This is a genomic window from Roseomonas elaeocarpi, from assembly GCF_042433915.1.
GTDB classification, from domain to species: domain Bacteria; phylum Pseudomonadota; class Alphaproteobacteria; order Acetobacterales; family Acetobacteraceae; genus Roseomonas; species Roseomonas elaeocarpi.
The window spans coordinates 466110-485423 of the sequence record NZ_JBHLUN010000002.1 but is presented as its reverse complement, the minus strand read 5'-3'; the positions used below and the strand labels follow the sequence as shown (position 1 = coordinate 485423).

The 19314-nt window shown below is 71.2% G+C and carries 18 protein-coding genes; 7 read left to right on the top strand and 11 right to left on the bottom strand.

All coding sequences use genetic code 11. The annotated features are described in order from the left end of the window. Nucleotides 1-135 precede the first annotated feature (135 nt). On the top strand, nt 136-837 hold the full coding sequence (locus tag ACFFGY_RS03925) for a response regulator transcription factor (protein ID WP_377043078.1): 702 nt from the start codon (nt 136-138) through the stop codon (nt 835-837). Further along, entirely contained in the window at nt 837-2558 is a 1722-nt protein-coding gene (locus ACFFGY_RS03920) for a stimulus-sensing domain-containing protein (protein ID WP_377043077.1), read from the top strand. Before ACFFGY_RS03925 ends, ACFFGY_RS03920 begins: the two co-directional genes overlap by 1 nt. Before the next feature lie 347 nt (nt 2559-2905). Here ACFFGY_RS03920 and ugpC read toward each other — a convergent pair whose 3' ends face one another. The 4 genes from ugpC to ugpB are packed head-to-tail and all read right to left on the bottom strand — an operon-like array spanning nt 2906 to nt 7193. Continuing rightward, entirely contained in the window at nt 2906-3976 is a 1071-nt protein-coding gene (ugpC, locus tag ACFFGY_RS03915; RefSeq protein WP_377043076.1) for a sn-glycerol-3-phosphate ABC transporter ATP-binding protein UgpC, read from the bottom strand. A gap of 4 nt (nt 3977-3980) precedes the next feature. Further along, the gene (gene ugpE, locus ACFFGY_RS03910) at nt 3981-4910 is read right to left on the bottom strand and encodes a sn-glycerol-3-phosphate ABC transporter permease UgpE (RefSeq protein WP_377043075.1); all 930 of its coding nucleotides are present in this window, start codon (nt 4908-4910) and stop codon (nt 3981-3983) included. Then, nucleotides 4910-5791 carry a sn-glycerol-3-phosphate ABC transporter permease UgpA gene (gene ugpA, locus ACFFGY_RS03905; protein ID WP_377043074.1) on the bottom strand — a complete coding sequence of 294 codons (882 nt, stop codon included), beginning with the start codon at nt 5789-5791 and terminating at the stop codon, nt 4910-4912. Before ugpA ends, ugpE begins: the two co-directional genes overlap by 1 nt. 22 nt (nt 5792-5813) lie before the next feature. Next, nucleotides 5814-7193 (bottom strand): sn-glycerol-3-phosphate ABC transporter substrate-binding protein UgpB, encoded by a 1380-nt coding sequence (ugpB, locus tag ACFFGY_RS03900; RefSeq protein WP_377043073.1) that lies wholly within the window; start codon nt 7191-7193, stop codon nt 5814-5816. 443 nt (nt 7194-7636) lie between these two features. On the opposite strand from ugpB, the gene ACFFGY_RS03895 reads away from it, so the two are divergent. The 5 genes from ACFFGY_RS03895 to ACFFGY_RS03875 are packed head-to-tail and all read left to right on the top strand — an operon-like array spanning nt 7637 to nt 11703. Continuing rightward, nucleotides 7637-8497, top strand: coding sequence for a transporter substrate-binding domain-containing protein (locus tag ACFFGY_RS03895; protein ID WP_377043072.1), 861 nt, complete (start codon nt 7637-7639; stop codon nt 8495-8497). 38 nt (nt 8498-8535) lie between these two features. After that, nucleotides 8536-9264: an ABC transporter permease gene (locus tag ACFFGY_RS03890; protein WP_377043071.1), complete on the top strand. Its 729-nt coding sequence runs from the start codon at nt 8536-8538 to the stop codon at nt 9262-9264. A 17-nt stretch (nt 9265-9281) separates the two neighbouring features. Next, nucleotides 9282-9971 carry an ABC transporter permease gene (locus ACFFGY_RS03885; RefSeq protein WP_377043070.1) on the top strand — a complete coding sequence of 230 codons (690 nt, stop codon included), beginning with the start codon at nt 9282-9284 and terminating at the stop codon, nt 9969-9971. Next, the gene (locus tag ACFFGY_RS03880; RefSeq protein ID WP_377043069.1) at nt 9968-10789 is read left to right on the top strand and encodes an ABC transporter ATP-binding protein; all 822 of its coding nucleotides are present in this window, start codon (nt 9968-9970) and stop codon (nt 10787-10789) included. Before ACFFGY_RS03885 ends, ACFFGY_RS03880 begins: the two co-directional genes overlap by 4 nt. A gap of 14 nt (nt 10790-10803) precedes the next feature. After that, nucleotides 10804-11703, top strand: a complete 900-nt coding sequence (locus ACFFGY_RS03875) for a homocysteine S-methyltransferase family protein (protein ID WP_377043068.1) — start codon at nt 10804-10806, stop codon at nt 11701-11703. Nucleotides 11704-11803: 100 nt separating this feature from the next. On the opposite strand, the gene ACFFGY_RS03870 is transcribed toward ACFFGY_RS03875, so the two are convergent. The 7 genes from ACFFGY_RS03870 to ACFFGY_RS03835 all read right to left on the bottom strand — a co-directional run bounded on the left by ACFFGY_RS03870 (nt 11804) and on the right by ACFFGY_RS03835 (nt 19297). Further along, nucleotides 11804-12235, bottom strand: coding sequence for a DoxX family protein (locus ACFFGY_RS03870; protein ID WP_377043067.1), 432 nt, complete (start codon nt 12233-12235; stop codon nt 11804-11806). Between the two features lie 126 nt (nt 12236-12361). Continuing rightward, nucleotides 12362-12631 carry a 30S ribosomal protein S15 gene (rpsO, locus tag ACFFGY_RS03865; protein WP_377043066.1) on the bottom strand — a complete coding sequence of 90 codons (270 nt, stop codon included), beginning with the start codon at nt 12629-12631 and terminating at the stop codon, nt 12362-12364. 4 nt (nt 12632-12635) lie between these two features. Further along, nucleotides 12636-13676 (bottom strand): tRNA pseudouridine(55) synthase TruB, encoded by a 1041-nt coding sequence (gene truB / locus ACFFGY_RS03860; protein ID WP_377043065.1) that lies wholly within the window; start codon nt 13674-13676, stop codon nt 12636-12638. 596 nt (nt 13677-14272) lie between these two features. Then, complete coding sequence (locus tag ACFFGY_RS03855; RefSeq protein WP_377043203.1) at nt 14273-14614, bottom strand: acyl-CoA thioesterase; 342 nt, start codon at nt 14612-14614, stop codon at nt 14273-14275. A 68-nt stretch (nt 14615-14682) separates the two neighbouring features. Further along, nucleotides 14683-15141, bottom strand: a complete 459-nt coding sequence (gene rbfA, locus ACFFGY_RS03850; protein WP_377043064.1) for a 30S ribosome-binding factor RbfA — start codon at nt 15139-15141, stop codon at nt 14683-14685. A gap of 135 nt (nt 15142-15276) precedes the next feature. Next, a complete protein-coding gene (gene infB / locus ACFFGY_RS03845) occupies nt 15277-18591 on the bottom strand; it encodes a translation initiation factor IF-2 (protein WP_456316144.1) in 3315 nt (1104 codons plus the stop codon). 31 nt (nt 18592-18622) lie between these two features. Next, nucleotides 18623-19297 carry an RNA-binding protein gene (locus tag ACFFGY_RS03835; RefSeq protein ID WP_377043202.1) on the bottom strand — a complete coding sequence of 225 codons (675 nt, stop codon included), beginning with the start codon at nt 19295-19297 and terminating at the stop codon, nt 18623-18625. Nucleotides 19298-19314 lie beyond the last annotated feature (17 nt).

Genomic DNA, 19314 nt, shown 5'->3' with positions numbered 1-19314 from the left:
CCGTTCGGGAACGGGACCGCCCGAAGGATTGACCCCCGTTCCGGATGGGCTGTCGCTTTCGCTCCCCTCTCGCGCCACAATTCCTCCCCTATACTGGTCTTCAAGCTTCAGAACGTCTCGGACACCCGGAACCGCATGCCCCAGACCATCGCCCTCGTGGACGACGACCGCAACATCCTGACCTCGGTCTCCATGACCCTGGAACAGGAAGGCTACACCGTCCGCACCTACACCGACGGCGAGAGCGCCCTGCAGGGCCTCCTTGCCCGCCCGGCCGACCTCGCCGTGCTCGACATCAAGATGCCGCGCATGGACGGGATGGAGCTGCTGCAACGGCTGCGGCAGCGCACCGCCCTGCCGGTGATCTTCCTCACCTCCAAGGATGACGAGCTGGATGAGCTGATGGGTCTGCGGCTCGGCGCCGACGACTACATCACCAAGCCCTTCTCGCAGCGCCTGCTGCTGGAACGCATCCGCACCCTGCTGCGCCGCAACGAGACCTCGCGCGCCGAAGGCTCCGGGGCGCCTGCCGGCGGCGTGGTGGCGCGCGGCGACCTCGTGATGGACGAGACCAAGCACACCTGCCTGTGGAAGGGCCAGCCGGTGCAGCTGACCGTCACCGAGTTCCTGCTGGTCAAGGCGCTGGCGGTGCGGCCGGGCATGGTGAAGAACCGCGACCAGCTGATCGACGCGGCCTACGGCGAGAACATCTACGTCGACGACCGCACCATCGACAGCCACGTCAAGCGCGTGCGCAAGAAGTTCCGCGTGGTGGATGACGAGTTCTCGCACATCGAGACGCTCTACGGCATCGGCTACCGCTACAAGGAGGCCTGATGCCCGACGGCAGCAGCAGCTTCACCGCGGCCCCGCCCGCGGTTTCCGCCGGAAGAACCGGGGATGAGCTCGGCAAGCGGCGGCTGGTGTCGCCGTTGCTGCGGCGCATCCTGCTGCTCAACGCGCTGCCGCCCTTCCTGCTGGCCGCCTCGCTGCTCTACCTCGACCAGTACCAGAACGGCCTGCTCGCCGGTGAGGTGCAGGCGCTGCGGACCCAGGCCCGCATCTACGCCAACGGCGTGGCCGAGGCGGCGGTGCGCATCCAGGACGACCACGCGGTGCTGGTGCCCGACATCGCCCGCCCGCTGCTGCGCCGCCTGACCGAGCCCAGCCCCGCCACCCAGGCCAAGCTCTTCGACAACAACGGCCTCCTCGTCGCCGACAGCCGCGTGCGCGAGGGCACCAACGGCAACATCGTCACCGAGCCGCTGCCGCCGCCCGAGCCGCGCTCCACCGTGGGCGGTTTCGCCGACCGGCTGGTGACGACGTTGCTGCGCTGGGGCGCGCCCAGGGCGCCCGACGACGTGGTGGTGGATGTCGGCCCCGACGCGCCCTCCTTCGACTGGCAGCCGGAGTTCAACAACGGCGACGGCAGCTCCGACCGGCGTGAGGAGCTGCGCCTGGCGCTGGAAGGCGGCGTCGACCCTTATGTCCGCCGCACCAGCGATGGCCGCCTGCTGGTGTCGGTGGCCGAGCCCGCGCGCCGCGCCAACCAGCCGGTGGGCATCGTGCTCCTCACCCGCGAGGCGCGCGACGTGGACCAGCGGCTGGTGGATATCCGCGCTTCGGTGCTGACGCTGTTCGGCATGGCGCTCGCTCTGACGGTGGCGCTGTCGCTCTACCTGGCGCGCACCCTGGCCTCGCCGATCCTGCTGCTGGCCTCCACCGCCCGGTCCATGCGCCAGGGCAAGGGACGGGCGGGCTCCGTGCCGGAGCCGCTGCTCAACCGCGGCGACGAGATCGGCATGCTCGCCCGCGCCTTCCAGGAAGGTGCCACCGCGCTCTGGGCCCGCGTGGACAGCAACGAGCGCTTCGCCGCCGACGTGGCGCACGAGCTGCGCAACCCGCTGACCTCCGTGCGCTCCGCCATCGAGACGTTGCGCCGCATCGAGAACCCGGAGCACCGCAACCGCTTGCTCGCCATCATCGCGCAGGACGCGGTGCGCATGGACCGCCTGATCGGCGACATCGCCGACGCGTCGCGCGTGGATGCCGAGCTGTCGCGCACCGCGACGCAGCCGGTGGACGTGGCGCCGATCCTGGGGGCGCTGAGCGAGCTGCACGCCGCCACGCGCGAGAACAGCGAGCTCGGCGACAAGGCCCCGTGCATGGTGCTCGACGCGCCCGAGAAGGGCGTCGTGGTGCGCGGCGTCGAGGGGCGGCTGGTGCAGGTGCTCCGGAACCTGCTCGGCAACGCCGTGTCCTTCTCGCCGCCCGGCGGCACCGTCACGGTACGCGCCCGCACCACCGGTGCCATGGCCGAGATCGCCGTGGAGGACGAGGGCCCGGGCATCCCCGAGGCCAAGCTCGAGAACATCTTCGACCGCTTCTATTCCGAGCGACCGAGCGGCGAGCAGTTCGGCCAGCATTCCGGCCTGGGGCTCAGCATCTGCCGGCAGATCGTGGAAGGCCTCAACGGCCGCATCACCGCCGAGAACCGCCGCGGTGCCGACGGGCAGGTCGCCGGCGCCCGCTTCGTGGTGCGCCTGCCCACGGCCTGATCCGTCGGCTTCGGGGGCGCTCCCGTGTCAGCGTCGCCGGGGGAGAGAAGGAATTCTCTCCCCCGCGCCCCCATTCATCTTTTTCCGGAACGCTGCCGCAGGGCGGTGGAGAGCGGTCGTGTGAATAACCGGGCGCGGCGCAATTGCTGGCGACGCGGAAGCAGCGCGAAGCAGGAAAATTTCTGCCAGCGCGTGCTGACATCTCCCTCGCTCCGGCTCACGGAGCCGGAGCGCACAACGTCCACCGCGTTCCTGCGGCAGCGTCCCGAAAAAAGATGAGGGAGAGGGGTCCGGGGAGGGGGAGAATTCCTTCTCCCCTTCTCCGGGACAGCGCCCCAGCCCGACAGTCAGGCCGCTTCCATCCGCAGCCCGGTCCCGCCGTCGAAGACGTGCAGCGAGGCGGGCGGCAGCTGCACCGGCAGGGTCGCGCCGCTGAACGGGCCGGCGACGCGCACCGTCAGCACCGAACCGTCCGGCGCCGTGCCGTGCACCACGGTTTCCGAGCCCAGCGGCTCGATCAGGTCCACCGACAGTGGCACCGCGCCCGGGCCGTCGCCCGGCACCACGTGTTCCGGCCGCAGACCCAGTGTCAGCGGCATGCCCGCGCCACCGCGCCGGGCGCCGTCGGCGAAGGGCAGGCGCAGCCCGGTCCGGGTCACCGCCGCGGCGCCGCCTTCTTCCAGCGTGGCCGGAAACAGGTTCATGGAGGGGCTGCCGATAAAGGTGGCGACGCCGGTATCGGCGGGGCGGCTCCAAACCTCCATCGGCGTGGCGACCTGCGCCGCGCGGCCTTCGCGCATCACCACGAGGCGGTCGCCCAGCGTCATCGCCTCCACCTGGTCGTGCGTCACGAAGATCGAGGTGACGCGCAGCCGCTGCTGAAGGCGGCGGATCTCGGCACGCATCTGCACGCGCAGCTTGGCGTCGAGGTTGGAAAGCGGCTCGTCGAACAGGAACAGCGCCGGCTCCCGCACGATGGCGCGGCCCATCGCCACGCGCTGCCGCTGCCCGCCCGAAAGCTGCCGCGGGCGGCGTTCCAGCAGCGCGCCGATGCCCAGGATATCGGCCGCGGACTGCACGCGGGTGGCGATCTCGGGTTTTGGCATCCCACGGATCTTCAGCCCGTAGGCCATGTTGTCGAACACGGTCATGTGCGGATAGAGCGCGTAGTTCTGGAACACCATTGCGATGTTGCGGTCCGCGGGCTCCAGCGGCGTCACGTCGTTGCCATCGATCAGGATGCGCCCGGCGGTGGGCGTTTCCAGCCCCGCCACCATGCGCAGCAGCGTCGACTTGCCGCAGCCCGAGGCGCCCACCAGCACCACCATCTCGCCGTCCGCGACCTCCAGGTCGATGCCGTGGAGGACGCGGGTGGCGCCGAAGGACTTCTGGACGTTGTCCAGCTTCAGGGTGGCCAAGGCGTTACTTCTCCGTCTCGGTCAGGCCGCGCACGAACCAGCGCTGCATCGCCACCACCACGAACACGGGCGGCAGCAGCGCCAGCACGGCCGAGGCCATGATGGTGTTCCATTCGTTCTGGCTGTCGCCGGTGCCGATCATCTTCGACAGGCCCACGACGATGGTTTCCAGCGACTTGTCATTGATGATCAGCAGCGGCCAGAGGTACTGGTTCCAGCCGTAGATAAAGAGGATCACGAACAGCGCGGCGATGGAGTTGCGCGACAGCGGCAGCACCACGTCGCGGAAGAAGCGCAAGGGTCCGGCACCGTCGAGCTTCGCGGCCTCGGCCAGCTCGTCCGGGATGGTCATGAAGAACTGCCGGAACAGCAGCGTCGCGGTGGCCGAGGCGATCAGCGGCAGCACCAGGCCGGTCATGGTGTCGGTCAGCTGGAGGTTCACCATCACCTGAAAGGTCGGGATCAGGCGGACCTCGACGGGCAGCATCAGCGTGATGAAGATGATCCAGAAGGCGATGTTGCGGCCGGGGAAGCGGAAATACACCACCGCGAAGGCCGAGAGCAGCGAGATCGCGATCTTGCCCACCGCGATCAGCACCGCCATCAGCGCGCTGTTGAGCAGCATCAGCCCGGCGCCGCCGGTGGCGATGCGCCCGCCGCCCTGGTTCCAGGCGGCGGTGTAGTTCTCGACCGCGTGCGTGCCGGGCAGCAGCGGCACGTCGCCGCGGCCCAGCGTCCCCGCATCATGGGTGGAGCCCACCAGCGCCACCCAGATCGGGAACACCACGATCAGGATGCCCAGGATCAGCACCGCGTGGGCGAAGATCTTCTCGCGCCGCTGCCGGCGGCGCGTGGCGCGCACCAGCGCCTCGGTCGTCACCGGCACCGCGCGCGGCGGGGGAAGGGCGGTGGAGCCCGTCGCGAGGCTGTCCATCAGTAGTGTACCTTGCGGTCGACGTAGCGGAACTGCACTGCGGTGAGCGCGATCACGATCACCATCAGGATCACGCTCTGCGCCGAGGAGGAGCCGAGGTTCAGGTTCTGCACGCCGTCGATGTAGGTCTTGTAGATCAGCGTCTCGGTGGCGTTGGCGGGCCCGCCCTGCGTCAGCGAGTGGATCACGCCGAAGGTCTCGAAGAAGGCGTAGGTGAGGTTCACCACCAGCAGGAAGAAGCCGGTCGGCGCCAGCAGCGGGAACACCACCGTCCAGAAGCGCCGCACTGGCCGCGCGCCGTCGATCGCGGCCGCTTCCAGCACGCTCTGCGGGATCGACTGCAGGCCCGCCAGGAAGAAGATGAAGTTGTAGGCCACCTGCTTCCAGGCGGAGGCGATGATCACCAGGGTCATCGCCTGCCCCCCGTTCAGCCGGTAGTCCCAGGCGATCCCAGCCTTGTTCAGCGCCCGCCCGATCAGCCCGATCTGCGGGTGGAACAGGAACAGCCACAGCACCGCCGCCACCGCCGGCGCCACGGCGTAGGGCCAGATCAGCAGCGTGCGATAGGCCTGCGCCGCCCGCAGCTTCTTGTCCGCCTGCACCGCCAGGAACAGCGCCGCGCCCAGCGCCAGCACCGCCACCGAGAAGGAGAACACCACCGTGTTTCCCGCCGCGTGCAGCCAGGCCGGGTCGCGCAGGACGTCGAGGTAGTTCTCCGCGCCCACGAATTCCTGCGACAGGCCGAAGGCGTCCTCGCGCAGCATCGACTGCCAGATGGCCTGCGCCGCCGGCCAGTAGAAGAACACCGCCGTGATCGCGAGCTGCGGCAGCAGCAGCGCATAGGGCAGTGCGGTGCCGCGGAAGACGACCTTCTTGTCCAACGCTTCTACCCCTGAAGTGCCGTCAGGCCTTGTTGGCGCGCTCGAAGTTGCGCAGCACGGTGTTGCCGCGCCGCTGGGCGTTGCTCAGCGCCTGGTCCGCCGTCTGCGCGCCCTGGAAGGTGCGCTCCATCTCCTCCGCCATGATGGTGCGGATCTCGGGGAAGCCGCCGAGGCGGATGCCGCGGGTGTTGGGCGTGGTGTCGCCGCCGCGCAGCATCTGCTCGATGGGCACGTCGGCGCCGGGGTTCTTCGTGTAGAAGCCGCTCGCGCGCGTCAGCTCGTAGCCCTTCTTGGTCACCGGCACGTAGCCCGTGTCCTGGTGCCACTTCGCCGCCCGCTCGGGCTCGTTCAGGAACCGGTAGAACTCGGTCACCGCCTTCCATTCCGCCGGCGTGCGGCCACCCGTCGCGCCGGCGCTGGGCCCCTTGTTCATGGCCCAGAAGGAGGCGCCGCCGATGATGCTGTTGCGCGGCGAGGTGCCCTCGTAGAAGGGCAGCATCGCCACGCCCCAGTCGAACTGCGCTTCCTTGACCACCCGCGCCCGCATGCCTGAGGACGCGAAGGTGATCGCGGCCTCGCCCGCCGGAAAGATCGAATCCCCCGCGGCATCACGGCCGCCGTAACGGAACAGCCCCTCGCTCTGCCATTTCGCCAGGTTCGCCCAGTGCTTGCGCACCAGCGGGTTGTCGACCGTCAGCTCGGCATTGAGTCCGGTGAAGCCGTTCTGCTGCGTCGCCAGCGGCACGTCGTGGATGGCCGAAAGCTCCTCCACGTGCAGCCAGGTGGGCCAGGAGGTCGAGACCGGCGTCGCCACGCCCGCGGCCTTGAGCTTGCGCGCCGCGGCCTCCACCCCTTCCCAGGTGGCGGGGAACTTGTCCGGGTCGAGCCCCGCCTTCCGGAAGGCGTCCTTGTTGTAATAGGTGATGGCGGTGGAGCTGTTGAACGGCATCGACATCAGCCGCCCGTCCGCCAGGGCGTAGTAGCCCTTCACCGGCGGGATGATGTCGTCGGTGTCGATCGCGACGCCGGTCTCCCGGATCAGCTCGTGCAGCGGCTTCACCGCCCGGCCGGCGGCGATCATGGTGGCGGTGCCCACCTCGAACATCTGCACGATGTGCGGCGCGCTGTTGGCGCGGAAGGCGGCGATCGCGGCCACCATGGTTTCGGGATAGCTGCCGCGGAAGCTGGCCTCGACGGCGTAGTTCCCCTGGCTGTCGCTGAACTCCTTCGCCAGCCCTTCCAGAATGCCGCCCAGCGGCTGCGTCAGCCCGTGCCAGAACTGGATGGTGGTCTTGCCCGAGACGGTTCCCGGGGCGCTCCCCTGGGCATGGGCGTTACGCAGCACGGCAGGCGCTGCGACCAGCGCCAGCGCGCCGGCGGCGACGGAGCGGCGTCGCATCATCGGAAACCTCCCTGGGGTGGCGTGGTCGGGCAGGGCCGCCACGTCTTCGGTTTTTTACAACTGTGTGACAGTAGCGCGAAGGCTCGGCACGGCGCCAGCGCCAAGACCGCGTCGATGTTCTCTTGCGAAGCCTTTTTGCGCGAAAACATACTTTCTGATGCCGGCGCGGCTGGGCCCTGCCGTGGCAGGCGCGGGCTCCGCACACCCCCTTGGCCGCCCGTTTCCGCGCCAGCCACGCCCCGGATGCCGCCGCATCGGGCATGGCCGCACCCCGTCCCGGTGCCGGCCACCGAACCCACCCTTCCGGCGGAGCGAAACTTCATTTATTCGCAACCGGAAGAGTGGCCGTCACGGCCGCGCGACCTGTTGTTCCGCCAGGATCCACCACCCCGCGCCCCGGCCCCGATCGCCCGCGCGGCCCGCCCCCCAAAAGGAGCATGAGCATGACGCTGAGCCGTTCGTCCTTCCTGCGTGCCACCCTGGGTGGCGGTGTGGCCCTGGCCGCGGGCGCCGTCCGCCCGGCCCGCGCCAAGGAGTGGACCACCATTCGCGTGGCCACCGAAGGCGGCTACCCGCCCTTCAACATGACCTCGCCCAGCGGCGCGCTGACCGGCTTCGAGCCGGAGCTGCTGGCCGAGCTGTCGAAGCGCATGAACATCCGCTGCGAGCTGATCGCCCAGGACTGGGACGGCATCATCGCCGGCCTGACCGGCAACAAGTTCGACGCCATCATCGACGCGCTGTCGATCACGCCCAAGCGCGAGGAGGTGATCGCCTTCTCGATCCCCTACGTCAGCAGCCCCTCCACCTTCGTGGTCACCAAGGACAGCGGCTTCGGCCCGCTGCCGGGCGAGGGCAAGGTCGTGCAGCTGGACGACGAGGCCGCGACCAAGCCCGCGATCGCCGACCTTTCCACCAAGCTCAAGGGCAAGACGATCGGCGTGCAGGTCTCCACCATCCAGGCGGACTTCCTGAACAACTACCTCAAGGACGCGGCCACGATCCGCACCTATCCCACGGCCGCGGGCTCCATGCTCGACCTCAAGGCCGGGCGGCTGGACACCGTGATGGCGTCCGGCTCCAACCTCGTGAGCGAGGTCAAGAAGGGTAACGGCGAGATCGTGATGACCGGCTACGGCTTCCGCGGCGGGCTGCTAGGCAAGGGCAGCGCCATCGGGCTGCGCAAGGGCGACCCGGAGCTGAAGGACGCCTTCGACAAGGCCATCCGCGCGGTCCATGCCGACGGCACACTCAAGACGCTGGTGATGAAGTGGTTCGGCTACGACATCACCCCGCCGATGTGAGTGGGCGGTGACGGGTCGCCGCTGATGGAGCCTCGCTGATGGATGACGGCGCCCTGACCCTCCTGGGCTTCGGCCCGGAAGGCTGGGGCGCGGTGCTGCTCCGCGCCGCGCTGACCACCGCGATCCTTTCGGTCTGCGCCTTCGCGATCGGCGCGGTGCTGGGCACGCTCTGCGCCTGGGCCAAGCTCGGCGGGGCGAAGCCGATCCGCTGGCTGGCCGAGGGCTACACCACGGTGATGCGCGGCGTGCCGGACCTCCTGGTGATCTACCTCTTCTACTTCGGCGGGCGGCAGGCGGTCTCGGCGCTGGCGCAGTTCTTCGGCATGGGCCCGGGCGGTGTCGAGGTGAACGGCTTCCTGGCCGGTGCCCTGGCGATCGGGCTGATCTCCGGGGCCGGGCAGGGCGAGGTGCTGCGCGGCGCCTATCACGCCATCCCCAAGGGCGAGATCGAGGCCGGCCGCGTCGCCGGCATGGGGCGCTGGCTGCTGTTCCGCCGCGTGATCTTTCCGCAAGGCCTGCGCACCGCCCTGCCGGCGCTGGGCAACCAGTGGCAGAACGTGATCAAGGAATCCGCCCTGGTCTCGGTCACCGGCGTGGTGGAAACGCTGCGCCAGATCAGCGTGGCGGCGGACTCCACCCAGCTGCCCTTCCTGTTCTACGCCGTGGGCGCCGGGATCTACCTCGCCATCACCACCGGCTCGGGCCTGGTGTTCCGCGCGGCCGAGTGGTGGACGATGCGCGGCCAGCCCGCCGCCCGAAGCCACTGAACCGGGTGCGCTGACGCATGGACTTCGCCTTTCTCGGCGCGACGATGGCCCGCCTGCTGGCCGCGCTGCCGATGACGCTGCAGCTCACCGCCCTGTCGCTGCTGTGCGGCGGCATCCTGGCGCTGCTGCTGTCGGGGCTGCGCGCCACGGGGCGCCTGGGCGCCGGCTTCGTCAGCTTCTACGTCTTCTGCTTCCGCGGCTCGCCGCTGCTGGTGCAGATCTTCCTGATCTACTACGGGCTGGGGCAGTTCCCGGCGGTGCGACACAGCATCCTCTGGCCCATCCTGCGCGAACCCTACGCCTGCGCCCTGATCGCCCTGGCACTGAACGAGGCCGCCTATACCACCGAGATCCTGCGCGGGGGCTTGCGCGCCGTGCCGCGCGGTGCCGTCGAGGCCGCGCGGGTCTGCGGCATGTCGCGCACGCTCGCCCTGCGCCGCGTGGTGTTGCCGCTAGCCATCCGCCAGGCGCTGCCGGCCTACGGCAACGAGATCATCTCGATGTGCAAGTCCACCTCGCTGGCCAGCATCGTGACACTCCTGGAGGTGACCGGCACCGCGCGCGCCATCATCTCCGAGACCTACCGCACGATCGAGGTCTTCCTCTGCGCGGCGGCGATCTACCTCGTTCTGACCTTTCTGCTGTCGCGCCTCGTCTGGCTGCTCGAGCGCTGGCTCAACCCCCATCGCGCGAAGGCCACGACGTGAGCGCATCCGACCCCCGCACCGCGACCCCCGCCACCAGTACGCCGGCGACTGGCACGCCCGCGATCGGGCTGCGCGACATCCGCAAGCGCTTCGGCACGCACGAGGTCCTGCGCGGCGTCAGCCTCGACGCGCGCGACGGCGACGTGGTGGCGATCATCGGCGCCAGCGGTTCGGGCAAGAGCACGCTGCTGCGCTGCATCCCCTTCCTGGAAACCGCCGACCACGGCGAAATCCGGGTGGGCGACAACGCCGTGGTGCTGACCGGCCGCCGCCCGACGCGCGCCGACGAGGCCCGCATCCGCCGGCTGCGCACCGAGATCGGCTTCGTGTTCCAGGGCTTCAATCTCTGGTCTCACCGCACGGTGCTGGAGAACGTGATCGAGGCCCCCGTCCACGTGCAGAAGCGCCCCCGCCGCGAATGCGTGGCCGAGGCCGAGGCGCTGCTGGAAAAGGTGGGCCTGGCCGCCAAGCGCGACGCCTGGCCGGCGCAGCTCTCGGGCGGGCAGCAGCAGCGTGTGGCCATCGCCCGGGCGCTGGCCATGCGCCCGCGCGCGCTGCTGTTCGACGAGCCGACCTCCGCCCTCGACCCCGAGCTGGTGGGCGAGGTGCTGCGGGTGATCCGCGGCCTCGCGGAAGAAGGCCGCACCATGCTGATCGTGACGCATGAGATGGGTTTCGCGCGTGAGGTGTCGTCCAAGGCGGTGTTCCTCCATGACGGGCAGGTCGAGGAAGCCGGGCCCCCCGCGCAGGTCTTCGGCGACCCGGTCTCGGAGCGCTGCCGCCGCTTCGTCACGACCCATCTGAACCGCTGGCAGTAGAAGGAAGCGCCCGCATGCGCGACGCGATCGTGCTCGACGGTGGCATGGGACGGCAGCTCGCCCGCAACGGCGCGCCCTTCCGCCAGCCGGAGTGGTCCGCCCTGGCGCTGATGGAAGCGCCGGACACGGTGCTGGAAGCGCATCGCCAGTTCATCGCCGGCGGCGCCGAGGTCATCACCACCAACAGCTACGCCGTGGTGCCCTTCCACATCGGCGAGGAGCGCTTCCGCACCGACGGCGCCCGCCTCGCCGCCCTGGCTGGAACCCTGGCGCGGCAGGCCGCCGACGAGGCGCCCGGCACCCGCGTTGCGGGCTCGCTGCCGCCGCTCTTCGGTTCCTACCGCCCCGACCTGTTCGAGCCCGCCCGCGCCCCCGCCCTGCTTGAGGTGCTGGTCACGGCGCTGGCGCCCAGCGTGGACCTGTGGCTGGCCGAGACCCAGGGCTCCGTCGCCGAGGCCACCGCCGCCTGCCACGCCGTACGCGGCACCGGCAAGCCGGTCTGGGTGTCCTTCACGATCGAGGACGACGAGCCCGACGCCATCCCGTGCCTGCGCTCCGGTGAGCCGGTGGCCGAGGCGGCGGCGGCCATGCGCGCGCTGGGCGTCGCGGCGCTGCTGTTCAACTGTTCCCGGCCGGAGGTGATGGGCGCGGCGGTCGACGCCGCGGTATCGGCGCTGGCAGGCAGCGACATCCCCGTCGGCGTCTACGCCAATGCCTTTCCGCCGCGCACGGCGCAGGCGCAGGCCAATGCCGGTCTGTCCAAGCTGCGTGAGGATCTCGACACCCACACCTATGGCGGCTGCGCGGCCGACTGGTACCGGCGCGGGGCCCGCATCCTGGGCGGCTGCTGCGGCGTCGGGCCGGAGCATATCGCGGAAATCGCCGCGACGCTCGGCCGCCCCACCTGCAGCTGAGGCCGGCGGGCGGAGGCCTCGGCCTCTGCCGGCGTCGCGCCCGGGATTGATGGAACGGCGTCCGGGCAGGCGGGTGCGTGAAAGAAGGTCCTGCGGAACGCTACGGCGATGACCGCCGGCCGGCGCGCCCGAAAGGCCAATCGGTGACCTCGCCCGCGAAGAGGGCCCACCACACCAGCACGGGTTGCAGCAGCAGGCGCGGCGCGTGGTACCACCAGCCAAGCTGCACGGCGGCGCCGGGAATACCCTCGACGGCGTGCTTGATGTTGGCCGGGAAGACGCACACGGCGTAGAGCGCCAGCGCGACCCCCGCCGCGGCGCGCAGGCGGCGGGTGAGCAGCCCCGTGGCCCCGAGCAACTCGCAGGCGCCGGTGGCCAGGATCACCTGGCGCGGGAAGGGCACCCAGTCCGGCATGATCAGCAGGAAGGTGCCGGGCGTGAGGAGGTGGAACACCCCGGCGATCAGGTAGAGCGCCGCGAGCACCCGGCGCGCAATGGCGCGCCCGCGGATACGGGGCGACGTGGAAGCCATTCCTGGCTCACCTGCTCACGGGAAAGGGGAGGCGCAGCGCCCCCGGTGCCGTCCGGGCCCACCGCCACGAAGGAGGCTCGGCCCGGCAGCCAGGCGCGGGAGGCCGGGGCCCCCCGCGATACGCAATCAGCGACGCAGGCCGAGACGCCCGATCAGGCTCTCGTAGCGCGACTTGTCCTTGCGCTTCACGTAGTCCAGCAGGCCACGGCGCTGACCGACCAGCACCAGCAACCCGCGGCGGCTGTGGAAGTCCTTGGCGTGGGTCTTCAGGTGCTCGGTCAGGTTCGCGATGCGCTCGCTCAGGATCGCGACCTGCACCTCGGGCGAACCCGTGTCACCGGGGGCCTGGGCGTACTCGGAAATCAGCGCGCTGCGGCGCTCGGCAGTGATCGACATCGGTTCAACCTTCTGTCTGGTCGTGAACGGGTTCGCTCCGGATCAGCCAGCGCTCCGGGTGGACATGTCCGTCCCCGAGCATCGCCAGCCCCACCAGGCGCCCCCCCGTCACCACGCGCACCAGCCCGCCATCGGGGTTGGCGCCGTCGGGAACCCGGCCCATGAACTCGACCAGGGAGATGTCCTGGCCGAACGACAGGCGGGCGGCCTCGGCTTCCGTCGCGGCCAGAGCCGGGATGTCGGCCAGCGCGGTCATGACGGGAAGCAGAAGATCCGGGGAAGGAGCGGGGCCATCGCCCGTTACGGTGACGCTGTCAAGCGAAACCGCGTGCGTTTCGTGAAACGGCCCGACGCGCAGCCGGCGCAGCGCCACGATATGCCCCACCGTGCCCACCGCGCGCGCGATGTCGCGGGCCAGCGAGCGCATGTACACGCCCTTGCCGCTCTGTACCGCGAAGACGGCGGTGTCGGCGTCGGGACGCTCGATCAGGTCGAAGCGGTCCACCCGCGCGGGGCGCGGCATCAGCACCGGGGCGTTGCCCTCACGCGCCAGATCGTAGGCGCGCTGCCCGTCCACCTTCAGCGCGGAATAGGCCGGCGGCACCTGCATGATGTCGCCGCGGAACTGCGGCAGCGCCGCGCGGATCTCGTCGTCGGTCGGGCGCTTGTCGTCCGTCGCGATCACCTGCCCATCGGCGTCGTCGGTGTCGCGCGCCTCGCCGAAGCGCAGCGTGAAGGTATAGGTCTTGGTGCCGTCCATGACGTAGGGCACCGTCTTGGTGGCGGAGCCGAAGGCCACCGGCAGCAGCCCCGTGGCCAGCGGGTCCAGCGTGCCGCCATGGCCCGCCTTCTGGGCGTTGAAGGCGCGCTTGACGCGGTTCACGACCTCGGTCGAACCGATGCCCGACGGCTTGTCGATGATCAGCCAGCCATCCAGCGGCCGGCCCTTGGGCTTGCGGAACCCACCCTGCCGCTGTCCCGGACGGCCGCCGCCGGGGCGTCCCCCCTGGTGCCCGCGATGGGGTCCCCGCTGCTCCGCTGCCATGCCACTGTGTCCTCTGATCTGCCGCCACGCGCGAAACGCGGCCGCCACCCGCGGCCCAGCCTCCGTGAGCCGGAGGAGGTGGGCGAAGGTTAACGCGGCCGATCCTGCGATGGCGGGATTTCCGTGCGCGCGGCTGGCCTGGAACCATCGGCCCGGCACGATCGCGGCGTGGCGCGCGTCCTAGCACGTCCGGGCGGCGGGGGAAGGGGCGCTGTGCGCGGTCATGCTATGCGGCTGCGGCGGCGCCGGTCGGGAGAGAGAAGGAATTCTCGCCCCCGGACCCCCACTCATCTTCTTCTGGGACGCAGCCGCGGGGCGGCTGAGGCCGGTCGCGGAACGGTGGCCGCGCCAGTTTCGGAACTTGAAAACACACCTTGTCAGTGCTCGCTGAAGCGTCCCCCGCTCCGGCTCCATGAGCCGGAGCGCACGCCGTTAGCCACGTTCCCGCGGCAGCGTCGCAAACAAAGATGAGGGCGGAGGGGTCCGGGGAGGGGGAGAATTCCTTCTCCCCTTCCCCGGGGCTGCCACACCAGTGCCAACGCTCCGGCAACAGGCACCGGTCACCGCAAGCCGAAGCGCCTCCGGTTGAAGCTGCCTCAGCTCCCCTCGGCCGGAACCGGGCGCGGGCGCGCATCCTCATCCAGGGCCACGAAGGTGAAGACCGCTTCCGTCACGCGGTTGCGTTCCTCGCTGTGCCGTTCCCGCCGCCAGGCCTCGACGCGGATGCGCAGCGAGGAGCGCCCGACGGCCAGGATCTGCGCGTAGAGGCTCACCTCGTCGCCGACCTTCACGGGCGAATGGAAGCTCATCGCGTCCACCGCCACGGTGGCGCAGCGGCCGCGGGCCCGGCGCGCGGCGGCGTTGCCGGCGGCCATGTCCATCTGCGCCATCAGCCAGCCGCCGAAGATATCGCCCGCCGGGTTGGTGTCGGCCGGCATGGCGATGGTGCGGATCACCGGTGCGCCCTCGGGCGGGATGGGCGTGTGCTGCGGGGCGGGTGCGGCTTTCACGACGCGTCGTCGTCCTTCTCGGCTTCGGGGCTGGTTCCGGCCGCCCTGGTTCCGACTCCGAGGTCGCGCGCGACCTCGGGCCGGCGCATCAGAGCATCGATGTGCATCGCGTGGTCCAGCGCCGTGTCGGGCTGGAAGTGCAATTCCGGGGCCACGCGCAGCCGCACCGCCTTGGCCACCTGCGTCCGCAGCCAGGGCTGCGAGCGCTTCAGCGCATCGAGCAGCGGCTTGTCGGCGGTCTTGCCCAGCCGCGACACGAACACCGTCATGTGCTTCAGGTCGGGCGAGGCGCGGACCTCCGTCACGGTCACCCGCGCCTCGGCCAGTTCCGGGTCGCGCACGTCGCCGCGGATCAGCACGGCCGAAAGGGCATGACGGATTTCTTCCGCCACGCGCAGCTGCCGCTGGGAAGGGCCCGCATCGGCGCCGCCGCGGCGCTCTGGTCGGTTGCTCATGGTGTTTGTTCCACAAAGATCGCACCGGGAAGGACCCGGGGAAGTGTCAGGGGGCCACGCGGTGGCCCGAAATGGATCGAGGCCCCCGCGGTTGCCCGCGGAGGCCCCTGTTCAGGATCGTGACGGTGTCGCCGCTTACACGGCGGCGACGGTCTCCGTCTCGTAGCACTCGATCTGATCGTCCACGCGGATGTCGTTGTAGTTCGAGAAGGACATACCGCACTCGTAGCCGTTGGCGACCTCGCGCACGTCGTCCTTGAAGCGACGCAGCGTCGACAGCGTGCCCTGGTGGATGACCACGCCGTCGCGCAGCAGGCGGACACCCGCGCCGCGCTTGACCACGCCCTCGGTCACGCGGCAGCCCGCGATGTTGCCGAGGCGCTTGACCTCGAACACCTGCAGGATCTGCGCGTAGCCCAGGAACTTCTCGCGCTGGATCGGGGCGAGCTTGCCGCGCACCAGCTTCTCGATGTCGTCGGCCACCTCGTAGATGATCGAGTAGTAGCGGATCTCCACGCCCTCACGCGTCGCGAGCTCGCGCGCCTGGGTCGTGGCGCGGACGTTGAAGGCCACCACCACGGCATCCGACGCCTTGGCGAGCTGGATGTCGCTCTCGGTGATCTGGCCCACGCCGCTGTGCAGCGTGCGGACCTTCACCTCGTCGCGGCTCAGCTTGCCCAGCGTGACGCCGAGAGCCTCGGCGGAACCCTGCACGTCGGCCTTGACGACGACGGCCACCTCCTTCTGCTCGCCCGCCTGGATGCGCGCCAGCATGTCGTTGAGGGTGCCGCGCGCCGCGCTGATCGCGGCCGCCTGCTTCTCGCGCGCCTTGCGCTGACGGAACTCGCTGACCTCGCGGGCCTGGCCCTCGTCCTCGACGGCCACGAAGTTCTCACCGGCGGACGGCACGCCCGACAGGCCCAGGATCTCCACCGGCACCGACGGCAGGGCTTCCTTGATCTGGCGGCCCTTGTCGTCGACCACGGCGCGGATGCGGCCCCACTCGGTGCCGGCCACCACGATGTCGCCCTGGCGCAGCGTGCCCTTCTGGACCAGCACCGTGGCCACCGGGCCGCGGCCCTTGTCCAGCTTGCTCTCGATCACGGTGCCCTCGGCCGCGCGATCGGGGTTGGCACGCAGGTCCAGCAGCTCGGCCTGCAGAGAGATGGCTTCCAGCAGCTTGTCGAGGTTGGTGCCCTTGAGCGCCGAAACCTCGATCTCCTGCGTTTCGCCACCCAGCGATTCCACCACGATCTCGTGCTGCAGCAGCTCGTTGCGCACGCGCTCGGGGTTCACGCCCGGCTTGTCGATCTTGTTGACCGCCACGATCAGCGGCACCTCGGCCGCCCGCGCGTGGCGGATCGCCTCGATCGTCTGCGGCATGACGCCGTCGTCGGCCGCCACCACCAGCACCACCATGTCGGTCACCGAGGCACCGCGGGCGCGCATCGCCGTGAAGGCCTCGTGGCCCGGCGTGTCGATGAACGTCACCTTGGAGCCGTCGGGCACCGTGATCTGGTAGGCGCCGATGTGCTGCGTGATGCCGCCAGCCTCGCGCGCCGCCACATCGGTCTTGCGCAGCGCGTCGAGCAGCGAGGTCTTGCCGTGGTCGACGTGGCCCATGATGGTCACGACCGGCGGACGGGGCAGCAGCTCCTCGTCCTGGTCCACGCCGCCTTCCAGGCCCAGCTCCACGTCGCTCTCGCTGACGCGGCGGGCGCGGTGGCCGAACTCCTCCACCACCAGCTCGGCGGTGTCGGCGTCGATGCTCTGCGTCAGCGTCGCCATGACGCCCATGCGGAACAGGGACTTCACCACCTCGCCGCCACGGGCGGCCATGCGGTTCGCCAGTTCCTGCACGGTGATCACGTCGGGAATGGTGACGTCGCGGACGACCTTCACACCATCGGAGCGGAGGCGCGCCAGCTCCTGCTGACGGCGCTCACGCTCACGGGCACGACGCACCGAGGCGAGCGAGCGGGAACGATCGTCCTCGCCCTCGATCGCGGCCTGGACGTCGATGCGGCCTTCGCGCTTGCGGTCACCGCCGACGGGGGGCTTGCGGGCAGGGGTCGGGGCCGCGCGGCGTGCCGTCGCGGGCGCACCGCCGGCGGGCGCACCGGGGCGGCGCGTCGGCAGGCGACGCTCACCCATGTCCTCCGCGGGCGCCGGAACGCCCAGCGACAGGCGGGGCGCACCGGCACCGCCGGGACCGCGCGCGCCGTAGCCGCCGCCAGCACCACCAGCGCCGCCGGGACCACGCGCGCCATAGCCGCCACCAGCACCGCCGGCGCCACCAGGACCACGGGCGGCGTAACCGCCACCAGCACCGCCGGCGCCACCCGGACCACGGGCGGCGTAACCGCCACCGGCACCGCCGGGACCGCGCGCGCCGTAGCCGCCGCCGGCACCGCCGGGGCCACCAAGACCACGCGCGCCGTAGCCGCCACCCGCACCACCAGCGCCACCGGGACCACGGGCGGCGTAACCGCCACCGGCACCGCCGGCACCGCGCGCGCCGTAGCCGCCGCCGGCACCACCGGCGCCGCCGGGACCGCGGGCGGCGTAGCCACCACCGGCACCACCGGGGCCACGGGACGCACCGTAGCCACCACCGGCGCCGGCACCACCGGCCGGACGCGGGGCGTAGCCGCCGGCACCACCACGCGGGGCGCCGCCGTCACGGTCACGGCCGTAGTCGCGCGACGGACCGCGCGCGTCGTCGCGGCCATAGCCTTCGCGGGCCGGGGCATCGCGCATCGGCGGACGTGCCGCCGGAGGGGCGCGGTTGAAAGCGGGCTCGGCCGGCGCGGGGGCGGGGGCACGGACCGGGGCAGGCTCCGGCGCCGGGGCGGCGGGTGCGGCGGCCACGGGGGCGGGCGCTGCCGCGGCGGAAGCAGCGGCGGCCGCTGCCTCGGCGGCGCGGCGCTTCTCGTCCTCGGCGGCGCGGCGCGCGGCGGCCTCGGCCTGGCGGCGGCTTTCTTCCTCGGCGGCGCGACGGGCCTCGTCCTCGGCGGCGCGGCGCTGCGCTTCCTCGGCGGCGGAGCGGATGGCCAGCGCCTGGCGCTCACGCTCGTCGCGCTGACGCTGCGCTTCCAGGCGGCGCTGCTCTTCCAGCACGCGCAGGCGGTTGGCCTGCTCGCCCTGGGTCAGCGGCCGGCCGGCCGTGCTCGCCGCGGCACCGCCGCCGGTGCGCGGACCGGTCGCGGCGGGGCGGCCGCCGGCACCGGGGCGCGGGCCGGTCGCGGCCGGGCGGGGGCCGCTGGCCGCCGCCGGCGTCGGGCCGGGCGCGCGCTTCTTCACCACCTCGACCTGCACGGTCTTGGATCGGCCATGGCTGAAGGACTGGCGGACGCTGCCAGCATTCTCGGTCTTGCCGAGCTCCATCCGCCCACCGGGCCGAAGGCTCAGCCGTCCCTTTGCCGCATCACTGTCGTTCTGGTCACTCATCGTCGGCCCGCCGCCTGCACCCGAATTCTCGTCAGCCACGCAAACTCTCCACGGCGCTGGTGAAGCCTCCCAGACGGGCAGCCTCCCGCGCGATCTCCTGGGCCAGACGGCCCTTCGCGACGGCCACGTGAACCGCGTGGTCTCGTCCAAAAATACCCCCGAGTTCCGCTGCCGTCAGGGCAGCGACCACCGGGACACCTCGTGCTCCGACCAGGCGTGCGCGCTCGTTCGCGCTGCCGTCGGACGCCTGCACCACCACGCCGGCACGCTCGGCCTGGAGCCATTCCCGCGCCTGCTGGAAGCCGCATACCGCCTGCCCGGCGCGACGCGCGAAACCGACGAGATCCCGCACCCGCAACCGCAGACCGGCCTCGATCCGCATGCTCAGGTCGGGGGGCGGGTGAACCTGCCCACGGGACGCCCTGGCAAAGGCGCCGCGTTTCACGGCGGCTTCTAGCACATCGCGACGGGCGCTCAACCACATTCCCCGTCCGGGCAGCCGTTCGCTCAGGTCCGGAACGAGTTCCCGGCCTGGGCCCAGCACGAAGCGGATCATGCGCTCCTTCGGAAGGCTCTCGCGCGTTGCGACGCAGCGGCGCAGCGGGCCCTTTTCCTCGGGATCGGGCTGCCCTTCCTCGTCGGCCGGACGCGGCCGCGAGGCGGCCGCTCCCCCGGTGGGGGAAGCGGCGGCGGGCGGCCCCGTCAGTTCTGGGTCATGGGGCG